At 70.4% G+C, this 14,891-nt stretch carries 15 protein-coding genes; 7 read left to right on the top strand and 8 right to left on the bottom strand.

The features are described from left to right. Window positions 1-70 precede the first annotated feature (70 nt). The 4 genes from ACMXN5_RS06300 (at window position 71) to ACMXN5_RS06285 (ending at window position 4,461) form a co-directional block, all read left to right on the top strand. On the top strand, window positions 71-1,066 hold the full coding sequence (locus tag ACMXN5_RS06300) for a hypothetical protein (protein ID WP_439674402.1): 996 nt from the start codon (window positions 71-73) through the stop codon (window positions 1,064-1,066). Then, window positions 1,063-2,349, top strand: coding sequence for an adenylosuccinate synthetase (locus ACMXN5_RS06295; RefSeq protein ID WP_439674401.1), 1,287 nt, complete (start codon window positions 1,063-1,065; stop codon window positions 2,347-2,349). Before ACMXN5_RS06300 ends, ACMXN5_RS06295 begins: the two co-directional genes overlap by 4 nt. A 241-nt stretch (window positions 2,350-2,590) precedes the next feature. After that, window positions 2,591-3,385, top strand: coding sequence for an electron transfer flavoprotein subunit beta/FixA family protein (locus ACMXN5_RS06290; protein ID WP_439674400.1), 795 nt, complete (start codon window positions 2,591-2,593; stop codon window positions 3,383-3,385). Window positions 3,386-3,501: 116 nt separating this feature from the next. After that, window positions 3,502-4,461 carry an electron transfer flavoprotein subunit alpha/FixB family protein gene (locus ACMXN5_RS06285; protein ID WP_439674399.1) on the top strand — a complete coding sequence of 320 codons (960 nt, stop codon included), beginning with the start codon at window positions 3,502-3,504 and terminating at the stop codon, window positions 4,459-4,461. 112 nt (window positions 4,462-4,573) lie between these two features. On the opposite strand, the gene ACMXN5_RS06280 is transcribed toward ACMXN5_RS06285, so the two are convergent. From ACMXN5_RS06280 to ACMXN5_RS06270, 3 genes are all read right to left on the bottom strand, one after another. Next, entirely contained in the window at window positions 4,574-4,996 is a 423-nt protein-coding gene (locus ACMXN5_RS06280; RefSeq protein WP_439674398.1) for a PIN domain nuclease, read from the bottom strand. Next, window positions 4,993-5,208, bottom strand: a complete 216-nt coding sequence (locus ACMXN5_RS06275; protein WP_439677958.1) for a type II toxin-antitoxin system VapB family antitoxin — start codon at window positions 5,206-5,208, stop codon at window positions 4,993-4,995. Before ACMXN5_RS06275 ends, ACMXN5_RS06280 begins: the two co-directional genes overlap by 4 nt. Window positions 5,209-5,397: 189 nt before the next feature. Then, window positions 5,398-6,312, bottom strand: a complete 915-nt coding sequence (locus ACMXN5_RS06270) for an EamA family transporter (RefSeq protein ID WP_439674397.1) — start codon at window positions 6,310-6,312, stop codon at window positions 5,398-5,400. Between the two features lie 74 nt (window positions 6,313-6,386). Here ACMXN5_RS06270 and ACMXN5_RS06265 point away from each other — a divergent pair, with 74 nt between their 5' ends. Beyond that, complete coding sequence (locus tag ACMXN5_RS06265) at window positions 6,387-7,298, top strand: LysR family transcriptional regulator (protein WP_439674396.1); 912 nt, start codon at window positions 6,387-6,389, stop codon at window positions 7,296-7,298. Between the two features lie 52 nt (window positions 7,299-7,350). Here the strand turns inward: ACMXN5_RS06265 and ACMXN5_RS06260 are convergent, their stop codons facing one another. Continuing rightward, window positions 7,351-8,301, bottom strand: a complete 951-nt coding sequence (locus ACMXN5_RS06260) for a hypothetical protein (protein ID WP_439674395.1) — start codon at window positions 8,299-8,301, stop codon at window positions 7,351-7,353. A gap of 328 nt (window positions 8,302-8,629) precedes the next feature. Between ACMXN5_RS06260 and ACMXN5_RS06255 the strand changes: the two genes are divergently transcribed. Next, window positions 8,630-10,336, top strand: a complete 1,707-nt coding sequence (locus tag ACMXN5_RS06255) for a choice-of-anchor A family protein (protein ID WP_439674394.1) — start codon at window positions 8,630-8,632, stop codon at window positions 10,334-10,336. Window positions 10,337-10,446: 110 nt separating this feature from the next. Here the strand turns inward: ACMXN5_RS06255 and ACMXN5_RS06250 are convergent, their stop codons facing one another. Further along, complete coding sequence (locus ACMXN5_RS06250; protein WP_439674393.1) at window positions 10,447-11,661, bottom strand: amidohydrolase family protein; 1,215 nt, start codon at window positions 11,659-11,661, stop codon at window positions 10,447-10,449. Between the two features lie 154 nt (window positions 11,662-11,815). Between ACMXN5_RS06250 and ACMXN5_RS06245 the strand changes: the two genes are divergently transcribed. After that, a complete protein-coding gene (locus ACMXN5_RS06245; RefSeq protein ID WP_439674392.1) occupies window positions 11,816-12,724 on the top strand; it encodes a LysR family transcriptional regulator in 909 nt (302 codons plus the stop codon). A gap of 107 nt (window positions 12,725-12,831) precedes the next feature. Here the strand turns inward: ACMXN5_RS06245 and ACMXN5_RS06240 are convergent, their stop codons facing one another. The 3 genes from ACMXN5_RS06240 to ACMXN5_RS06230 are packed head-to-tail and all read right to left on the bottom strand — an operon-like array spanning window position 12,832 to window position 14,857. Then, window positions 12,832-13,593 carry an AIM24 family protein gene (locus tag ACMXN5_RS06240; protein ID WP_439674391.1) on the bottom strand — a complete coding sequence of 254 codons (762 nt, stop codon included), beginning with the start codon at window positions 13,591-13,593 and terminating at the stop codon, window positions 12,832-12,834. Continuing rightward, a complete protein-coding gene (locus ACMXN5_RS06235) occupies window positions 13,590-14,237 on the bottom strand; it encodes an AIM24 family protein (RefSeq protein WP_126635649.1) in 648 nt (215 codons plus the stop codon). The genes ACMXN5_RS06240 and ACMXN5_RS06235 overlap by 4 nt, the downstream gene beginning before the upstream one ends. Then, entirely contained in the window at window positions 14,234-14,857 is a 624-nt protein-coding gene (locus ACMXN5_RS06230) for an AIM24 family protein (protein WP_380038845.1), read from the bottom strand. Before ACMXN5_RS06230 ends, ACMXN5_RS06235 begins: the two co-directional genes overlap by 4 nt. Window positions 14,858-14,891: the final 34 nt, after the last annotated feature.

The following is a 14,891-nucleotide window of genomic DNA, read 5'->3' as shown; positions in this document are numbered from 1 at the left end:
TCGGCCGGCCCGCTCGGCCGGTCGAACATCCACGCACGCATCCCAGCGTCCCGATCGGGGAGTGAGCACCATGGGTAGTGGCAATTGGTCCACCAACGTCTACGACGCGGCCCAGAGTTACAACCGGGCCAGCGGTCGCAGCGCGTTCCACTACGACCACGTCACCAAGAACAGCACGCCGCACAGCGCCTGGAAGGCGCACGTCGACCTGGATCCGGCGCTCGCGGGCATCCGGGAGAGCCGGGACAGCGACGAACACCCCATGTCCCTGGCCGTCTCGGTGCTGTTCGACGTGACCGGCTCGATGCTGCGGGTCCCGCAGACCCTGCAGACCAAGCTGCCCGAGTTGTTCGGGCTGCTGCTGCGCAAGGGCTATGTGCAGGACCCGCAGATCATGTTCGGCGCGATCGGCGACGCGACCAGCGACCGAGTCCCGTTGCAGGTCGGCCAGTTCGAGTCGGACAACCGGATGGACGACCAGCTCGGCAACATCCTGCTCGAAGGGGGCGGCGGCGGACAAAAGCGCGAATCCTACGAGCTGGCCCTGTACTTCATGGCCCGGCACACCTCGATCGACTGCCACGAGAAGCGCGGGAAGCGCGGCTACCTGTTCGTGATCGGCGACGAGATGCCCTACCGCAAGGTGCGCCGGTCCGAGGTGCTGGAGTTCATCGGCGACGACATCGGCGAGGACATCCCGATCGAGCGCATCCTGGCCGAACTGCGGCGCAAGTTCGAGGTGTACTACATCCTCCCGGCCGGGTCCTCCTACGTGGGCGACAAGGAGGTCCTGGGCGAGTGGCGGGGCCTGCTCGGGCAGCACGTGATCGAACTCGACGACCCCGACGGGGTCTGCGAGACGATCGCGCTGACCATCGGCCTCGCGGAGGACGCGATCGACTTGGACGAGGGCCTGGAGCACCTGCGCGACGTGGGTGCCGACGCGCAGGTGGCCAACGTGTCCAAGGCGCTGGCCTCGTACGCCCGTTCCGGCGGCGCGGTGGCCGTGTCCGGCACGCTGCCGGGCCTGGGCGAGGGCGACGCCGCGGGCACCACGCGCCTGTGACGCCTCGTCATGTCGCGGTCGTCGACCTGGGGTTCGGCGACGCGGGCAAGGGCACCACGGTGGACCGGCTGTGCGCGCGGGGGCGCGCGGAGGGGCGGCCGGTCCACGCGGTGATCCGGTTCAACGGGGGTGCGCAGGCCGCGCACAACGTGGTCACCGACGACGGGCGGCACCACACGTTCGCCCAGTTCGGCTCGGGCACGTTCACCCCGGGCACGCGTACCCACCTGTCCCGGTTCGTGCTGGTGGACCCGCTCGCGCTGGCCGCCGAGGCCGAACACCTGCGCGCGCTCGGGGTGGCGGATCCGCTCGGGCTGCTCACGGTGGACCGGGACGCGCTGTTGACCACGCCGTACCACGCTGCGGCCAATCGGGCCCGGGAGTCGGCGCGCGGGGTGGGGCGGCACGGGTCGTGCGGGATGGGGGTGGGCGAGACCGCGGCCTTCGCGCTCGCCCATCCGGACCTGGCGCCGCGGGTGGGGGACTGCGGCGCGCCCCGGCAACTGCGTCGGCGGCTGAGTGCGGTGCGGGAGGTGTTGAGCGCCGAATTCGGGACACCACTGGGACCCGACGTCGAGGCGTGCGTGGCGGCGTTCCTCGGATTCGGGCGGGCGGTGCGCGCGGTGGACGGGGGGTATACGGGCGAGCTGCTGCGGGCCGGGCCGGTGGTGTTCGAGGGGGCGCAGGGCGTACTGCTCGACGAGTGGCACGGGTTCCACCCGTACACGACGTGGTCGACCACGACGTTCGCGGGCGCGGAGGCGTTGGCCGGCGAGGCGGGGGAGGGGGTGTACCGGCTCGGCGTGCTGCGCACCTACACCACGCGGCACGGGCCCGGGCCGCTGCCGAGCGAGGACGCGGGGCTGACGGCCGCGCTGCCGGATCCGCACAACGGGACCGGGCGGTGGCAGGGGAGCTTCCGGGTGGGCCACTTCGACGCGGTCGCGCATCGGTACGCGGTCGCGGTGTGCGGGGGTGTGGACGGGCTCGCGCTCACCCACGCGGACGTGCCCGGGCGGGTGCCGGGCATGGGCGTGGTGAGCGCGTACGCCGGAACCGAGCCGTGGGCGAGCCCCGTTCCGGACCTGGCCCACGCGGAGCGGCTGACCGCCTTGATGTCGGCCGCGCGGCCGATGGTGGAGCAGGCGCCGTCGGCCACCGAGTGGCCGGATTTCGCCGCCGCCGAGCTGGGTGCCCCGGTGACCTTGCTCTCGTTCGGTCCGCGCACCGGTGACAAGCGCGAGCGGGCGGTACTAGGCTCCTATTACTCTCCGGTAACATAGCGGTTTCGGGTCGATGGTCGGAGTCTTTTCCAAGACCGCGTACTCTCGGAACCAGAAGTTGACGGACCGTCAGAACTGAATGTGCCCTGTGTCACGCGTGTGCCCGCGCACGGGCGTGGCATCGTGGCGCGAGATCGATGGATCTTGGGGCCGGAACCGTGGGCCCGTCGTGGACCCCGACGGCGGGCATGACACCCTCGGACCGGCACCTGGGTGACCGGACGACCACAGGAGAACTGTTGTGAAAATCGTTGTCTGCGTGAAGTACGTACCCGACGCGACCGGGGACCGGGGCTTCAACGACGATGGCACCACCGATCGCGAGTCGGTCGACTCCCTGCTGTCGGAGCTGGACGAATACGCGATCGAGCAGGCTCTGGGGATCGTGGAGTCCGGCGTCGAGGCCGAGATCACGTACCTGACGGTCGGTCCGGACGATGCCAAGGACGCGCTGCGCAAGGCGCTGGCGATGGGCGGCGACAACGCCATCCACGTCAACGACGACGACATCGCGGGCACCGACGCGCTGGGCACCTCGCTGATCCTGGCCAAGGCCATCGAGGACGCGGGCTTCGACCTGGTCGTGTGCGGCATGGCCTCCACCGACGCGTCGATGGGCGTCGTGCCGGCCATGCTCGCCGAGCGTCTGGGTGTTCCGCAGGTCACCTACCTGGACGAGATCACCGTCGAGGCCGTGGGCAAGGGCGCCGGTGTGGTCAAGGGCCGTCGCGAGGGCGACGTCGCCACCGAGCTGATCGAGGCCCCGCTGCCCGCCGTCGTGTCGGTCACCGACCGCACCGGCGAGGCGCGTTACCCCTCGTTCAAGGGCATCATGGCGGCCAAGAAGAAGACGGTCGTCTCCAAGGACCTGGACGACCTGGGCATCGAGTCGGACGAGGTCGGCCTGTCCGCCGCCTGGTCGATCGTGGACACCGCGACCAAGCGCCCGCCGCGCGCCAAGGGCGAGGTCGTCGAGGACGAGGGCGAGGGCGGCGTGCAGTTGGCCGCGTTCCTCGCCGCCAAGAAGTTCATCTGAGTCGGTCGGCAGAACCGGACTGTTTCGACACCTTTGACCGGCCGCCCCCCGGGGCGACCGAGCATCGCAACCCGGCCGGAGAGATCCGGGCTGTACCGGAGTAGGAGAGAACAACCATGGCCGAGATCCTCGTTCTCGTCGACCACGCCGACGGCGCGGTCCGCAAGCCGACCCTGGAACTGCTGACCCTGGCCCGCCGCCTCGGCGAGCCGGCCGCGGTCTTCCTGGGCAAGGGCGCCGAGGGCGCCACCGAGACGCTGGGCAGGTACGGCGCGCAGAAGGTGTACGTCGTGGACGCCCCCGAGGTGGACGACTACCTCGTCGCGCCGGCCGTCGACGCGCTCGCGCAGATCGCCGGGGGCGGTGAGCCGGGCGCGATCCTGGTCGCGTCGTCGAACGACGGCCGCGAGATCGCGGCGCGCGTAGCGGTGCGGCTGGAGTCGGGCCTGATCACCGACGCCGTCGATGTCGAGGCGGGCCCCGACGGCCCGGTCACCGAGCAGTCGGTGTTCGCCGCGACCTACCAGGTCAAGGCACACGTCACCAAGGGCACCCCGATCATCACGGTCAAGCCGAACGCGGCCACCCCCGAGGAGGCCCCGGCCACCCCGACGGTGGAGGCCGTGACGGTGGACTTCACCACCGCGGCGACCGGCACCAAGATCGTCTCGCGCGCCCCGCGCGAGAAGTCCGACCGCCCCGAGCTGACCGAGGCCGACATCGTCGTCTCGGGTGGTCGCGGCGTGAACGGCGCGGAGAACTTCCACGTGATCGAGTCGGTCGCGGACGCGCTCGGCGCGGCCGTGGGCGCCTCCCGCGCGGCGGTCGACGCCGGCTGGTATCCGCACAGCCACCAGGTCGGCCAGACCGGTACCCAGGTCTCGCCGCAGCTCTACATCGCGGTCGGCATCTCCGGCGCGATCCAGCACCGCGCGGGCATGCAGACCTCCAAGACCATCGTCGCGATCAACAAGGACGAGGACGCCCCGATCTTCGACCTGGTCGACTACGGCGTGGTCGGCGACCTGTTCAAGGTGATGCCGCAACTCGAAGCGGAAATCAACAAGCGCAAGTAGCCGCCCCCGGCGCCCCGCCGCACGCGCGACGACCCCGCACCGGAAACCCGGTCGCGGGGTCGTTCGGCGTTTCGCCGGACAACCGAATGACCGAATATCCGCACTGACGGGGCTACTTGCCGGTCGGTGGGCCGTACCACTGGAGTGCCTGCCCGGTAACGGCCGCGATGCACTCGAAGTCCCGATCGCGATGCAGCAGCGTCAAGCCTTGGAGCTCCGCCGTGGCGGCGACAACCAGGTCAACCGGTCCGGCGCTGCGATGCTGCCCCCGATCGGTGAGCTCGTCCTGAACCTGCCAGGCGCGGTCGTAGGCACGATCGTCCACTGGGACCCAACTGAACAACAGCCGCACATCCCCGATGCTTCGGGCGCGGTCCGCGGCCGAGCGGGCACTGTAGAAGAATTCGAGCTCGGTGATGGGACAGGTTGCGATGAGCCCGGCCGCGGCGGCCTGATCCCAACCGTATTGTTCGCCTTCTCCGCGCATGAAGCGGCCGAGTGCGCTTGTGTCGATCAGGAACTGCGCTGCACTCACCGGCGGTAGTTCCGCTTGTCCTCGAAGATCTCCAAATCGAAGGCGCCGTCCTCGGCTGCCGCCCGCAGTCGGGTGAGTGCCAATGCCCGCCGCCGGTTGTCCAGGACTTCGCGGAGTGCGGTGTTGACCGTCTCCTTCTTGGTGCCGGTTCCCAATGCCTGGGCCACGGCGGCGAGCAGGTCGTCGTCGAGGTCGATCACGGTCCGGGCCATCAAATGCACCTCCATTGATATCAGCCTGAGTCTCGAGTATATCCGGCCTGGTATCAATGTGGGCGGGTTCGGCTTCTTCTGCCGGACGACGTCGTGCCTCGTGGGCCCCTGTGCCGAGCGGGTCGGCGTACGAGCGGAAGGCGGACCGAGCACGCCCGGCCGGGATCGGCTGCTTCGAGGCCGGGTGGGTCAGGGCCGGGCGGCCGGGATCGAGGCGGGGTGGACCGTGGGAAGCCCGGGTGGGGTTTCGGTTTTGCGGGGGAGGCTTGCCAGGGCTATGCCGGTCAGGACGATCGCGGCGCCCACGGCCTCGATCCAGGTCGGGCGTTCGCCGAGGACGGCCCAGGCGGCGAGGATGCCGACGATCGGCACGAGCAGGCCGTACGGGGCGACCGCCGAGGCCGAGCGGCGGCCGAGGAGGGCGAACCACAGGCCGTAGCCGAGCCAGGACGACAGCACGACGGTGAACGCCAGTCCGCCGACGCCGGTCCAGGAGGCGGAGGTCAGCGCGTCCACGTCCCGGCTCGGGCCCTCGACGGTCAGGGACAGCGCGAGCAGCGGCAGCGGGGCGGCCAGCGCCGACCACACGACCAGACCGAGGCCGCCGGGGATGCCGGCCTTGCGGGTCAGTACGTTGCCGAAGCCCCACGACGCGGCGGCGCCGACCACCAGCAGGAACGGCCACAACGAAGCGCCCTGGCCACGACCGAACGCGATCACGCCCATCCCGACCGCGGCCACGCCCAGCGCGAGCACCCGGGTACGCCCGGGGATCTCGCGCAACATCGCCACCGCGCACAACACGGTGAACATCGCCTGGCACTGGATCACCACCGAGGACAACCCGGCCGGCATGCCCGCGTGCATCGCGCTGAACAGGAACGCGAACTGCCCCATGTTGACCGTGAGTCCGACCCCGATGATCAGCTTCCAACTCGTCCGCGGCCGCTTGACGAACAACACCGCGGGAAACGCGACGAGCGCGAAGCGCAGCGCGGCCAGCAGGAACGGGGGGAAGTCGTCGAGGCTCGCGTCGATCGCGACGAAGTTCACCCCCCAGATCACCGTGACGAGCACGGCCCACAGGGAATCGGTACGGGTCATGCCGAGAAGTGTGTGCTCGGGCCATCCATGGAGTCCAGCTACATTTTCCGGATCTCAATCGGTAGTTTTGCTACATGGAGATCAAGCGGCTGAACATCCTGCGCGCGCTCGACCAGCACGGCACCGTGGTCGCCGCCGCCCAGTCGCTGCACCTGACCCCGTCCGCGGTGTCGCAACAACTGGCGGTGCTCGCAAGGGAGGCCGACGCCGTACTCCTGGAGAAGCACGGGCGCGGCGTCCGGCTCACCCCGGCCGCGCATGTGCTGCTCGGCCACGCCGACGCCATCGCGACCCGGCTGGAACAGGCCCGCGCCGACCTCGCGGCGCAGCGCGACGGCCGCATCGGGCGGGCCCGGATCTCCGGCTTCCCGTCCGGCATCGCGGGCCTGATCGCGCCCGCGCTGGCCCGGCTCAAGCGGACCCACCCGGGGTGGCGGTTCGAGGTGGTCCAGTACGAGACCGAGCTGGCGTTGCCGCTGCTGCCGGCGCGCGAGCTGGACCTCGCGGTGGTGATGACGCATCCGGACCTGCCCGCGCCGGACCACCCGCGAATCGAGCTGCACCCGCTGCTCGACGAGCCGTTCGAGATCGCGCTGCCGGCCGATCACCCACTGGCGGGGCGCGCCGAGGTGGCCCTGGCCGCCGATCTCGTGGACGCCGACTGGATCATCACCGCGCCCGGGACGGCCTGCCACGACGTGCTTCTGACCGCCTGCCACCAGGCGGGCTTCCAGCCGCGCCTGGTGCACACCTCGACCGACTTCGGCGCGCAGCTCGCCCTGGTGGCCGCCGGCCTGGGCGTGACGATCATCCCGCGCCTGGCCCAGCCCGAACTCCCCCGGGGCGTGGTCCTGCGCCCCATCACCGCCCCGGCCCCCCGCCGGCACCTGATGGCCGCCGTCCGCCGGGGCCAGGGCCCGACCCCCCTCCTCGACACCCTGCGCACGGTGGGCGCGGAACTCGCAGAGCGGGGCGCCCCCGGCTGACCCGCGCCGAGCGGGGGAATCGTGTGTGCTCCGTGGGGCCCCGCGGGTGCGGTCAGGTGCGGGATGGGGTGCCTTCGGGGCTCTTGTCCGGTGTGGCGGAAGGTTCCTGCTCGTCCTGCGCGTCGTGCTTGCCGAAGTAGGCGACGGCCACGGCGCCGGACACGGCGAGGACGAAGCCCAGGACCGCCAGCCAGGCGAGGCCGGCGCGGGAGGTGTCGCCGAGCCACAACACGCCGACCGCGCCGGGGACCACCGTCTCGCCGACCACCAGGGCCGCCGTGGCGCCGTTCACCGAGCCGATCTGCAGCGCGATCGTGTGCAGGTACATCCCGCCGATGCCGCCGATCAGGACCGCGTACAGGGCCGGGTCGGCGGCCAGCTTGCCGAGGTCGAACGGGTCGACGCCGTCCAGGATGCGTACGCCGATGCCCAGGCCGCCGAAGCCGAGGCCGGAGAGCAGGCCCGCGACGATCGCGCCGTTGGAGCCGAGGAAGCGCACCAGTACGGTCCCGCCGACGATCACCACGAAGGTGACGATCAGCACCCACCAGTGCGTGGCGCGCGGACTGTGCCCATCACCCTCGGGCCCGGCCGCGATGCCGAGCAGGACCAGCGCGCCGCAGACCACCCCGATCGAGGTCCAGTCGGCGCGATGCAGCTTGATGCCGAGCAGCTTGATGCCCAGTACGGCGGTGATCACCAGGTTCGCGCTGATGATCGTCTGGGACAGGAACAGCGGCAGCAGCCGCGCCGCCAGCGCGCCGAGCGCGAAGCCGACGAAGTCGAGCAGGGTGCCGACGATGAACTCCCACGTGACCGCGGCCTTGGCGGTCGAGGACAGGCTCGGGCCGCCGTACCCGGTCACCTGTGCGGTACCGCCGCCCCGCGCGGCCTGCTTGGCCGCCTCCTCGCGCGCGGATCGCCGCGACCCGACCGCTTGCAGCACCGACCCCACTCCGTAACACGCGGAGGCCGCGACAGCGGTACCCAGTCCGACGATCACAGAAGACTCCCTCTCACTCTCACCAGGATTCGTGCGTCGTCCGAGGACGACCGACGGCGCACGGCCGCGAACACCTCGCCGGTTCACGCGTGCCCGCCCGGGCCCGACCGTACCGGCACGGCTTCCCGCCCCGCCCCGCCCCGGCAACGATCACGCCGCGCGGGCGGTTTCCGATTCGGCGGCGCCCTTCGTATCCCATACCTGCGATGTATGCGGGCCGTACGCATCTCGGTTGACGGTCGCGTGTGCGAATCCCCGGGAGAGGCATTCGGGGGAACCTTCCGCGCGCCTTGTCCGCATTTGTCGTTTTATATCCCATGTTTCAGAAATGCACAGGAAACCGAACGCCCGGATCCGCGCGACGGGCCTCGCGCTATCCGGAGTCGTCACCCTCGGCGGTGTGATCCTCGTCTGCGTGTTCGCCGTGATGGGCTTCGCCAAGCCGCTGCCCGGGGGTCTCGGCCCCTGCGTCCCGGGCAGCTGTCCGGCTGTGGACCTGGAGCCCAACAACGGTCCGATCCAGGGCCGGGACAACGGCATCAACATGTTCGTGGGCGGCAACTGGACCGTGAGCGGGTCCGCCGCCGAAGCCGAGGGCAAGCTGGTCACCCTCGGCAACTTCGACATGAACAAGACCTCCGGCTCCAGCGTCTACAACGTGGGCATCGTCGGGGTCGGCTCCCGTGTGCCCCCCGACAACGGCACGGACTTCCTCACCGTCGGCGGCAACCTGACCGTGGCGGCGGGGCAGACCCTGATCGCCGAGGAGGGTGCGGTCAGCGGCGTCGTCCGCTACGCCGGCACGCTCAGCGGCACGGTGACGCCGGATCCGGTCAAGGACGGATCCGCCGCGGCGCCGTACACCGCGCTGCGCCCGCAGTTGACCGACTCGTCGAGTTGTTACGCCTTCCCGGACGGCCGGCTCCGGCAGGCGACCGGTACGGCGGTCAACGTCGGCTTCGAGACGTTGTTCACCGGCGACGGCACGTCCGCGCTCCAGGTGTTCAACGTGGACTTCGACATGGTGAGCGCGAGCGGCGGGGACCAGGGCATGACCTTCCTCGGCATCCCGAGCGGCGCCACGGTCCTGGTCAACCTGACCGGGGCGAACCGGACGATCGCCAGCTTCATCGGCAACACCGCGATCCCGACCGGGCTGCGCGAGCGGTTGCTGTGGAACTTCCCGGAAGCCACGACGGTGACCATCAGGGGCAGCGCCCAGTTCCAGGGCAGCATGCTGATCGGCAACCCGGCGAGCACCACGACGGTGTCCGTGCCGGGGATGAACGGCCGGTTCTTCACGGCCGGATCGCTCATCCACCAGTCGTCGTCCGGATCGGAGTTCCACCGCTACCCGTTCAACGGTGACCTGCCGGACTGCGGCGGTACGTCGCCGTCACCGTCGACCTCGCCGTCCACGTCGCCTTCGGCCTCGCCTTCGACGTCCCCGTCCGCGTCGCCTTCGGTCTCGCCGTCGATGTCGCCGTCCATGTCGCCGTCGGCGTCGCCTTCGGTTTCGCCGTCCACGTCCCCGTCGGTCTCGCCCTCGGTCTCGCCGTCCGCGTCGCCGTCGATGTCGCCCTCGGCCTCTCCGTCGGCTTCCCCGTCGGTCTCGCCGTCGACGTCGCCCTCGGCATCCCCGTCGGCGTCCCCCTCCGTATCGCCCTCGATGAGCCCGTCGGCCTCGCCGTCCGCGTCGCCTTCGGCCTCGCCTTCGGTGTCCCCGTCGGTCTCACCCTCGGCGTCGCCGTCCGGTTCGTCCTCGGCCTCGCCGTCCGCGAGCCACTCGGCCGTGCCCTCCGGCGCGCACACCAAACCGCACGGCGGTGGCCACGGCGGCCACGGCGACGGCGGTAACGGAGGCAACGGCGGCGGTCACGGCGGTGGGATCGGTGGATCCCACGGATCCGACCAACTCGCCCACAGCGGCATGCCGGGCAACGTGGCCATCCTCCTCGCCGGCAGCGCATGCGCCATCGGCCTCGGACTGGCCCTGATGTTCCTCTACCGCGCACGCGGACGTAACCGCACGTAATCCCCCTCCGCCCCGAATGGCCCACGAACTCCCCAGAGTTCGTGGGCCATTCCTACGCCTGCGGCCCGAGCGCGAGGAGACCGCCGACGTCACCGCGGGACTGTTCGTCGTTACTTGGTGATGCCGAAGCGGGTGAGGCCGAAGGCCTTGATGGCGTTGGTGCGGAAGAGTTTGTCGCATTCGGCCTGGGTGAGGCCCGCCTTGGTGGCGATGTCGAGGGCGACCTTGTGGGTGTTGGGGAAGGTCGAGTCCGCGTGCGGGTAGTCGACCTCGAAGCAGATCTGGTCGATGCCGATCACGTCGCGGTTACGCAGGCCGATCTCGTCGTCGAAGATGCAACCGTAGATCCGGTCCTTGATGTACGAGCTGGGCTTTTGGGTGAGCGAGGAGCCGAACGCGTTGTCGTCGCGCTCCTCCCACAGCTTGTCCGCGCGCTCCATGACGTAGGGCATCCAGCCGACCTGGCCCTCGGCGTAGGCGATCTTCAGCTTCGGGAAGCGGTCGAAGACGCCGGAGAAGATGTAGTCGACCATCGAGCCCATGGCGTTTTGGAACGTCAGCACCGAGGAGACGATGAACGGCGCGTCGGGGGAGGTGGAGGGCATCTTCGAGGACGAGCCGATGTGCATGCACACGATCGTGTCCGTCTCCTCGCAGGCCCGGAAGAACGGGTCCCAGAACCGGTCCTTCGAGTGCACCGACGGCAGGCCGAGCGGGACCGGGTTCTCCGAGAAGGCGACCGCGAAGGAGCCCTTGGCGGCGCAGCGGCGCACCTCGGCGGCGGCCAGGTTCGCGTCCCACAGCGGGATGATCGTCATCGGCAGCAGGCGGCCCTTGCCGTCGCCCGCGCACCACTCGTCGATCATCCAGTCGTTGTACGCCTGCACGCACAGCAACGCGAGTTCCTTGTCCTCACGCTCGTAGAACGCCTGGCCGCAAAAGCGCGGCAGGATGTTCGGGAAGCACAGCGAGGCGTCGACGTGGTTGGCGTCCATGTCCTTGAGGCGTTCGGACTGGATCCACGCGCCCGGCCGGATGTCGTCGAAGGTGACCGGCGTCACGTCGAGCGTGTCGAAGCCGACCGCGGCGGAGAGCTTGGGGAACGGGTAGACCAGGTCGTCGTACAGCCACCAGTCGCACCACTCGCCGTCCTCGACACCGCGCTCGTACGAGAAGACGCCGCCGATGAAGTTGAACTTCGCCTTGTCGCGCACCACGCGCGGGCCGCGGTCCTTGTACTTGGCGGGCAGCCGCGAGGTCCACAGGTCCGGCGGCTCCACCACGTGGTCGTCCACGGAGATGATGCGCGGGATCTCGAGCGTCATGACCTGCTCCTTAGTGCGACTTCGGTGCGATTGCCGTGTGGCTGCGGTGCGATTGCGGTGCGATTGCCGCGCTCCCAAGGAAACCTGCTGACGGGGCGTCAGCCAAGCCCCTGTTGTTGCTAACGTTATGCCGACACGGCATAGGTGGGTTTCCATGGAACTGCGCGACCTGAGATGTTTCCTGGCGGTCGCCGAGGAGCGGCACTTCGGCCGGGCCGCCGCTCGGCTGTACCTGTCCCAACCGATGGTGAGCAAGGCCGTACGCCGGCTGGAGCAGCAGCTCGGCACCCGGCTCGTGGACCGCTCCTCGCTGCCGGTGGCGCTCACCCCGCTCGGCGAGGTGTTCCGCAGTCGGCTCGACGAGTCGTTGCGGGTGCTCGACGACGCGTGCGCGGAGGTACGGCGGCGGGCCACCTGGGACGCCGGGCAGGTGCGTGTGGGGTATACCTCCGGCCTGGGCCCCTCGCTCGTGTCGGCCGCGATCTCCGCGCTGCACATCCGCCACCCCGCGCTGCGCGTGCAGTGGACCAGCGAGCCGACCGCGCGCCAGGTGGCCGACGTGCGCGAGGGGGTGCTCGACGCGGGCCTGGGCTGGCTGCCGGACCTGGGCTCCGGCTTCGAGTCGGCCCGGGTCGGCACGTTCGCCTTCGTCGCGCTGTTCCCGCAGGAGCACCCCTTCGCCGAACGGCGCTCGGTGGACCTGACCGAGCTGGTCGGCTGCGGCGAGCCGATCGTGGTGTGGCCGCGCCAACCGCATCCCCGGCTGTACACGCGCGTCACCGAGGCGCTGCGGCGCTCGGGCGCGACCGACATCGTCGAGGCGTACGGCAGCGTGGACGACGTGATCGCGCGCGTCGTGGACCGCCAGGGGGTCGGCCTGTCGCCGCGCGGCTGGGCCCGGCAGCGGCCGGTGCGCGGGGTCGTCCAGGTCCCGCTGACGGGGGCGCCGGACGTCGCGGTGACCGCCTTCTGGCGCGCCGACACCGACCACGAGGGCGTCGACGTCCTGGTGCAACTCCTGCGCGAGGTGGCCGCGGACAGCGACCTGGCCGACCAGCTGTAGGCCGGGGGCACAAGCCGACCGGCCGGCCGAGGCATTGGCGAGGCCCTCCACCGTCCCCAGTGAAGGGCCTCGCCAGGTCAACGGCCCGAACCCGCCGTCGGTTCCCGCTACTGCAACAACCGACCCAGCCGCCCCGGCAGATTCGGCAGCCCCGGGATGTTCTGCGCCCCCGGCGGCTGGTTCTGCTGCGCGGTCTGCGCCGGGATCAGGTTCGGGTCGATGGAGATCTCCGAGGACTGCATCAGCACCGTCCCGGTCCCGACGAAGTCGTACTGGTGCTCCTCGCCCGACGCGCCGCCGATCCCGGTCAGCCGCCGGGCCATGCCGAGCGCGCCGCGCATGTACTTGGTGTCGAAGTGGTGGCACGGCGTCGGACAGTCGGCCCAGCCCAGCAGCGCCTCCGGGTCCACCCGGATCGGCGGTTCGACGAAGTGCACCGCGCCGTTGGACGCGGCGACGAACTTGCCGGTCCCGATCAGCGTGACGAACCCGGGCACGATCGACTGCTTGAGGTCCAGACCCGGCTGGAACGCGAGCAGGTTGGCCGCCCGGATGGTCAGGTTGCCCACCTCCAGGTCGTACGAGTTGACGTCGAACCCGCGGTCGGCGAGCAGGAGTCGGCCCTTGCCCTGCGCGACGATCCAGTCCTGGATGTACAGCGGCGAGTTGAAGTTGGCGGTGACCAGCCGGTCCAGCGCGCCCACGCCCAGCGCCTCGAACTTGATCCGCCCGTAGTAGGCGATCATCTTGCCCTTCTGCACGAACCACTCGCCGTCGAGCGCCACGCAGAAGGAGTAGGGATTGACGTTGTCGTCCTGGGGCAGCGAGCGCGCGTCGTACACGGTCGTGCCGGAACCCGGGCCGCTCACAGCTTCTCCTCGCTCGCCTGGACGTAGACCGTGCCGGTGCCGGACAGTTCCAACTGGAACGCCTCGCCCGAGCCGCGCCCGATCACGTCGCGCCAGCCGACGTTGGCGCCGATCCGGTTGTCGAGTTGCCCCCGGTGCGCGATGTACGCCTGTGGGTCGACGTGGATCGACCGGCCCGGCTGGACCGGCAGTTCGATCACCCCGCCGTGCGCGAGCACCGCGCACCAGCCGCGCCCGGTCAGCGTGGTGGTGAACAGGCCCTGGCCGGTCACCTGGCCGCGGATCATCCCGCGCACGCCGCCCTGCGAGCCCATGAACATCGTGCCCTGCTGGAGGCTGTCCTCGAACACCATCAGCCGGTCGGCCTCGATGTGCAGGGTGTCGCCGGTGATCTCGATCAGGTGCACGTGCCGGCCCGCGTAGCCGAACATCACCCGGCCGTCGCCCTCGGCCTTCATCAACGGCACCGATTCGCCGGCCAGACGCCGACCGATCATCCCGCCGACGCCCTGCGCCCCGGTGCTGGTCGGGGTGAAGGAGACCTCGCCCCGGTAGGCCAACATCGCGCCGCGCAGGCAGTACAGCGTCTGCCCGGGCCGCACGGTGGCCTCGATCATCTTGGAGTTGAGCTGGTCGAACGTCACGTCTGCCCCCCGATGGTCTGCCGCTCGGTGGGCTGTACGTACACCAACCCGTCGCCCTCGAAGCGCAACTGCACGCTCTCGCCGGATCCCTCGCCGATGAACGTGCGCCAGTTCACGTCCTTGACGAACTCCTTGCGGAGCTGCCCGGTGTGCGCGACGTACGCCCCCGGGTCGACGGACAGCGGTTCGCCCTGCGACACCCGCAGTACGATCGCCGGCCCGTCGGAGGTCACCGCGACCGTGCCCTGACCCGAGACGGTCGTGGTGAACAGGCCCTGCCCGCTGGTCGCGCCGTGCAGCCCGGTGAACTCGGTACCGGTACGCAGGCTCTGCTCGACCGCGAGCAGGTTGCTCGACTCCACGTGCAGCGTCTCGCCGCTCAGGTGCACGAGGTTGATCTCGGTGGCCCGGTCCGCGAACCAGCACGTGCCCTCGCCGCTCACCTCCATGAGGGTCATGCCCTCGCCGGTGAGCCGGCGGGTCACCATCCCGCGCAGCCCCTCACCCCCACCGGACAATCGTTTGAAGGTCATTCGTCCGTCATAGGCGATCATCGTCCCGTTCCGGGCCTTGACCGCCTCTCCGCCCAAGCCCACCGCGAGAACTCGCGTGCCCTGCATCACAAAGGTCGCCACGGTGGGGAAGTTAGCAGCG

It is taken from the genome of Embleya australiensis, from assembly GCF_051903075.1.
In the GTDB taxonomy this organism is placed as follows: Bacteria; Actinomycetota; Actinomycetes; order Streptomycetales; family Streptomycetaceae; genus Embleya.
Note: the sequence above shows the minus strand (reverse complement) of the source record. Positions and strands in the feature narration are given on the sequence as shown.

Coding starts and splice junctions, on each gene's coding strand:
- ACMXN5_RS06300 (WP_439674402.1), top strand. CDS start 71: ATGGGTAGTGGCAATTGGTCCACCAACGTCTACGACGCGGCCCAGAGT.
- ACMXN5_RS06285 (WP_439674399.1), top strand. CDS start 3,502: ATGGCCGAGATCCTCGTTCTCGTCGACCACGCCGACGGCGCGGTCCGC.
- ACMXN5_RS06275 (WP_439677958.1), bottom strand. CDS start 5,208: ATGGCCCGGACCGTGATCGACCTCGACGACGACCTGCTCGCCGCCGTG.
- ACMXN5_RS06270 (WP_439674397.1), bottom strand. CDS start 6,312: ATGACCCGTACCGATTCCCTGTGGGCCGTGCTCGTCACGGTGATCTGG.
- ACMXN5_RS06265 (WP_439674396.1), top strand. CDS start 6,387: ATGGAGATCAAGCGGCTGAACATCCTGCGCGCGCTCGACCAGCACGGC.
- ACMXN5_RS06255 (WP_439674394.1), top strand. CDS start 8,630: ATGCACAGGAAACCGAACGCCCGGATCCGCGCGACGGGCCTCGCGCTA.
- ACMXN5_RS06250 (WP_439674393.1), bottom strand. CDS start 11,661: ATGACGCTCGAGATCCCGCGCATCATCTCCGTGGACGACCACGTGGTG.
- ACMXN5_RS06245 (WP_439674392.1), top strand. CDS start 11,816: ATGGAACTGCGCGACCTGAGATGTTTCCTGGCGGTCGCCGAGGAGCGG.
- ACMXN5_RS06230 (WP_380038845.1), bottom strand. CDS start 14,857: ATGCAGGGCACGCGAGTTCTCGCGGTGGGCTTGGGCGGAGAGGCGGTC.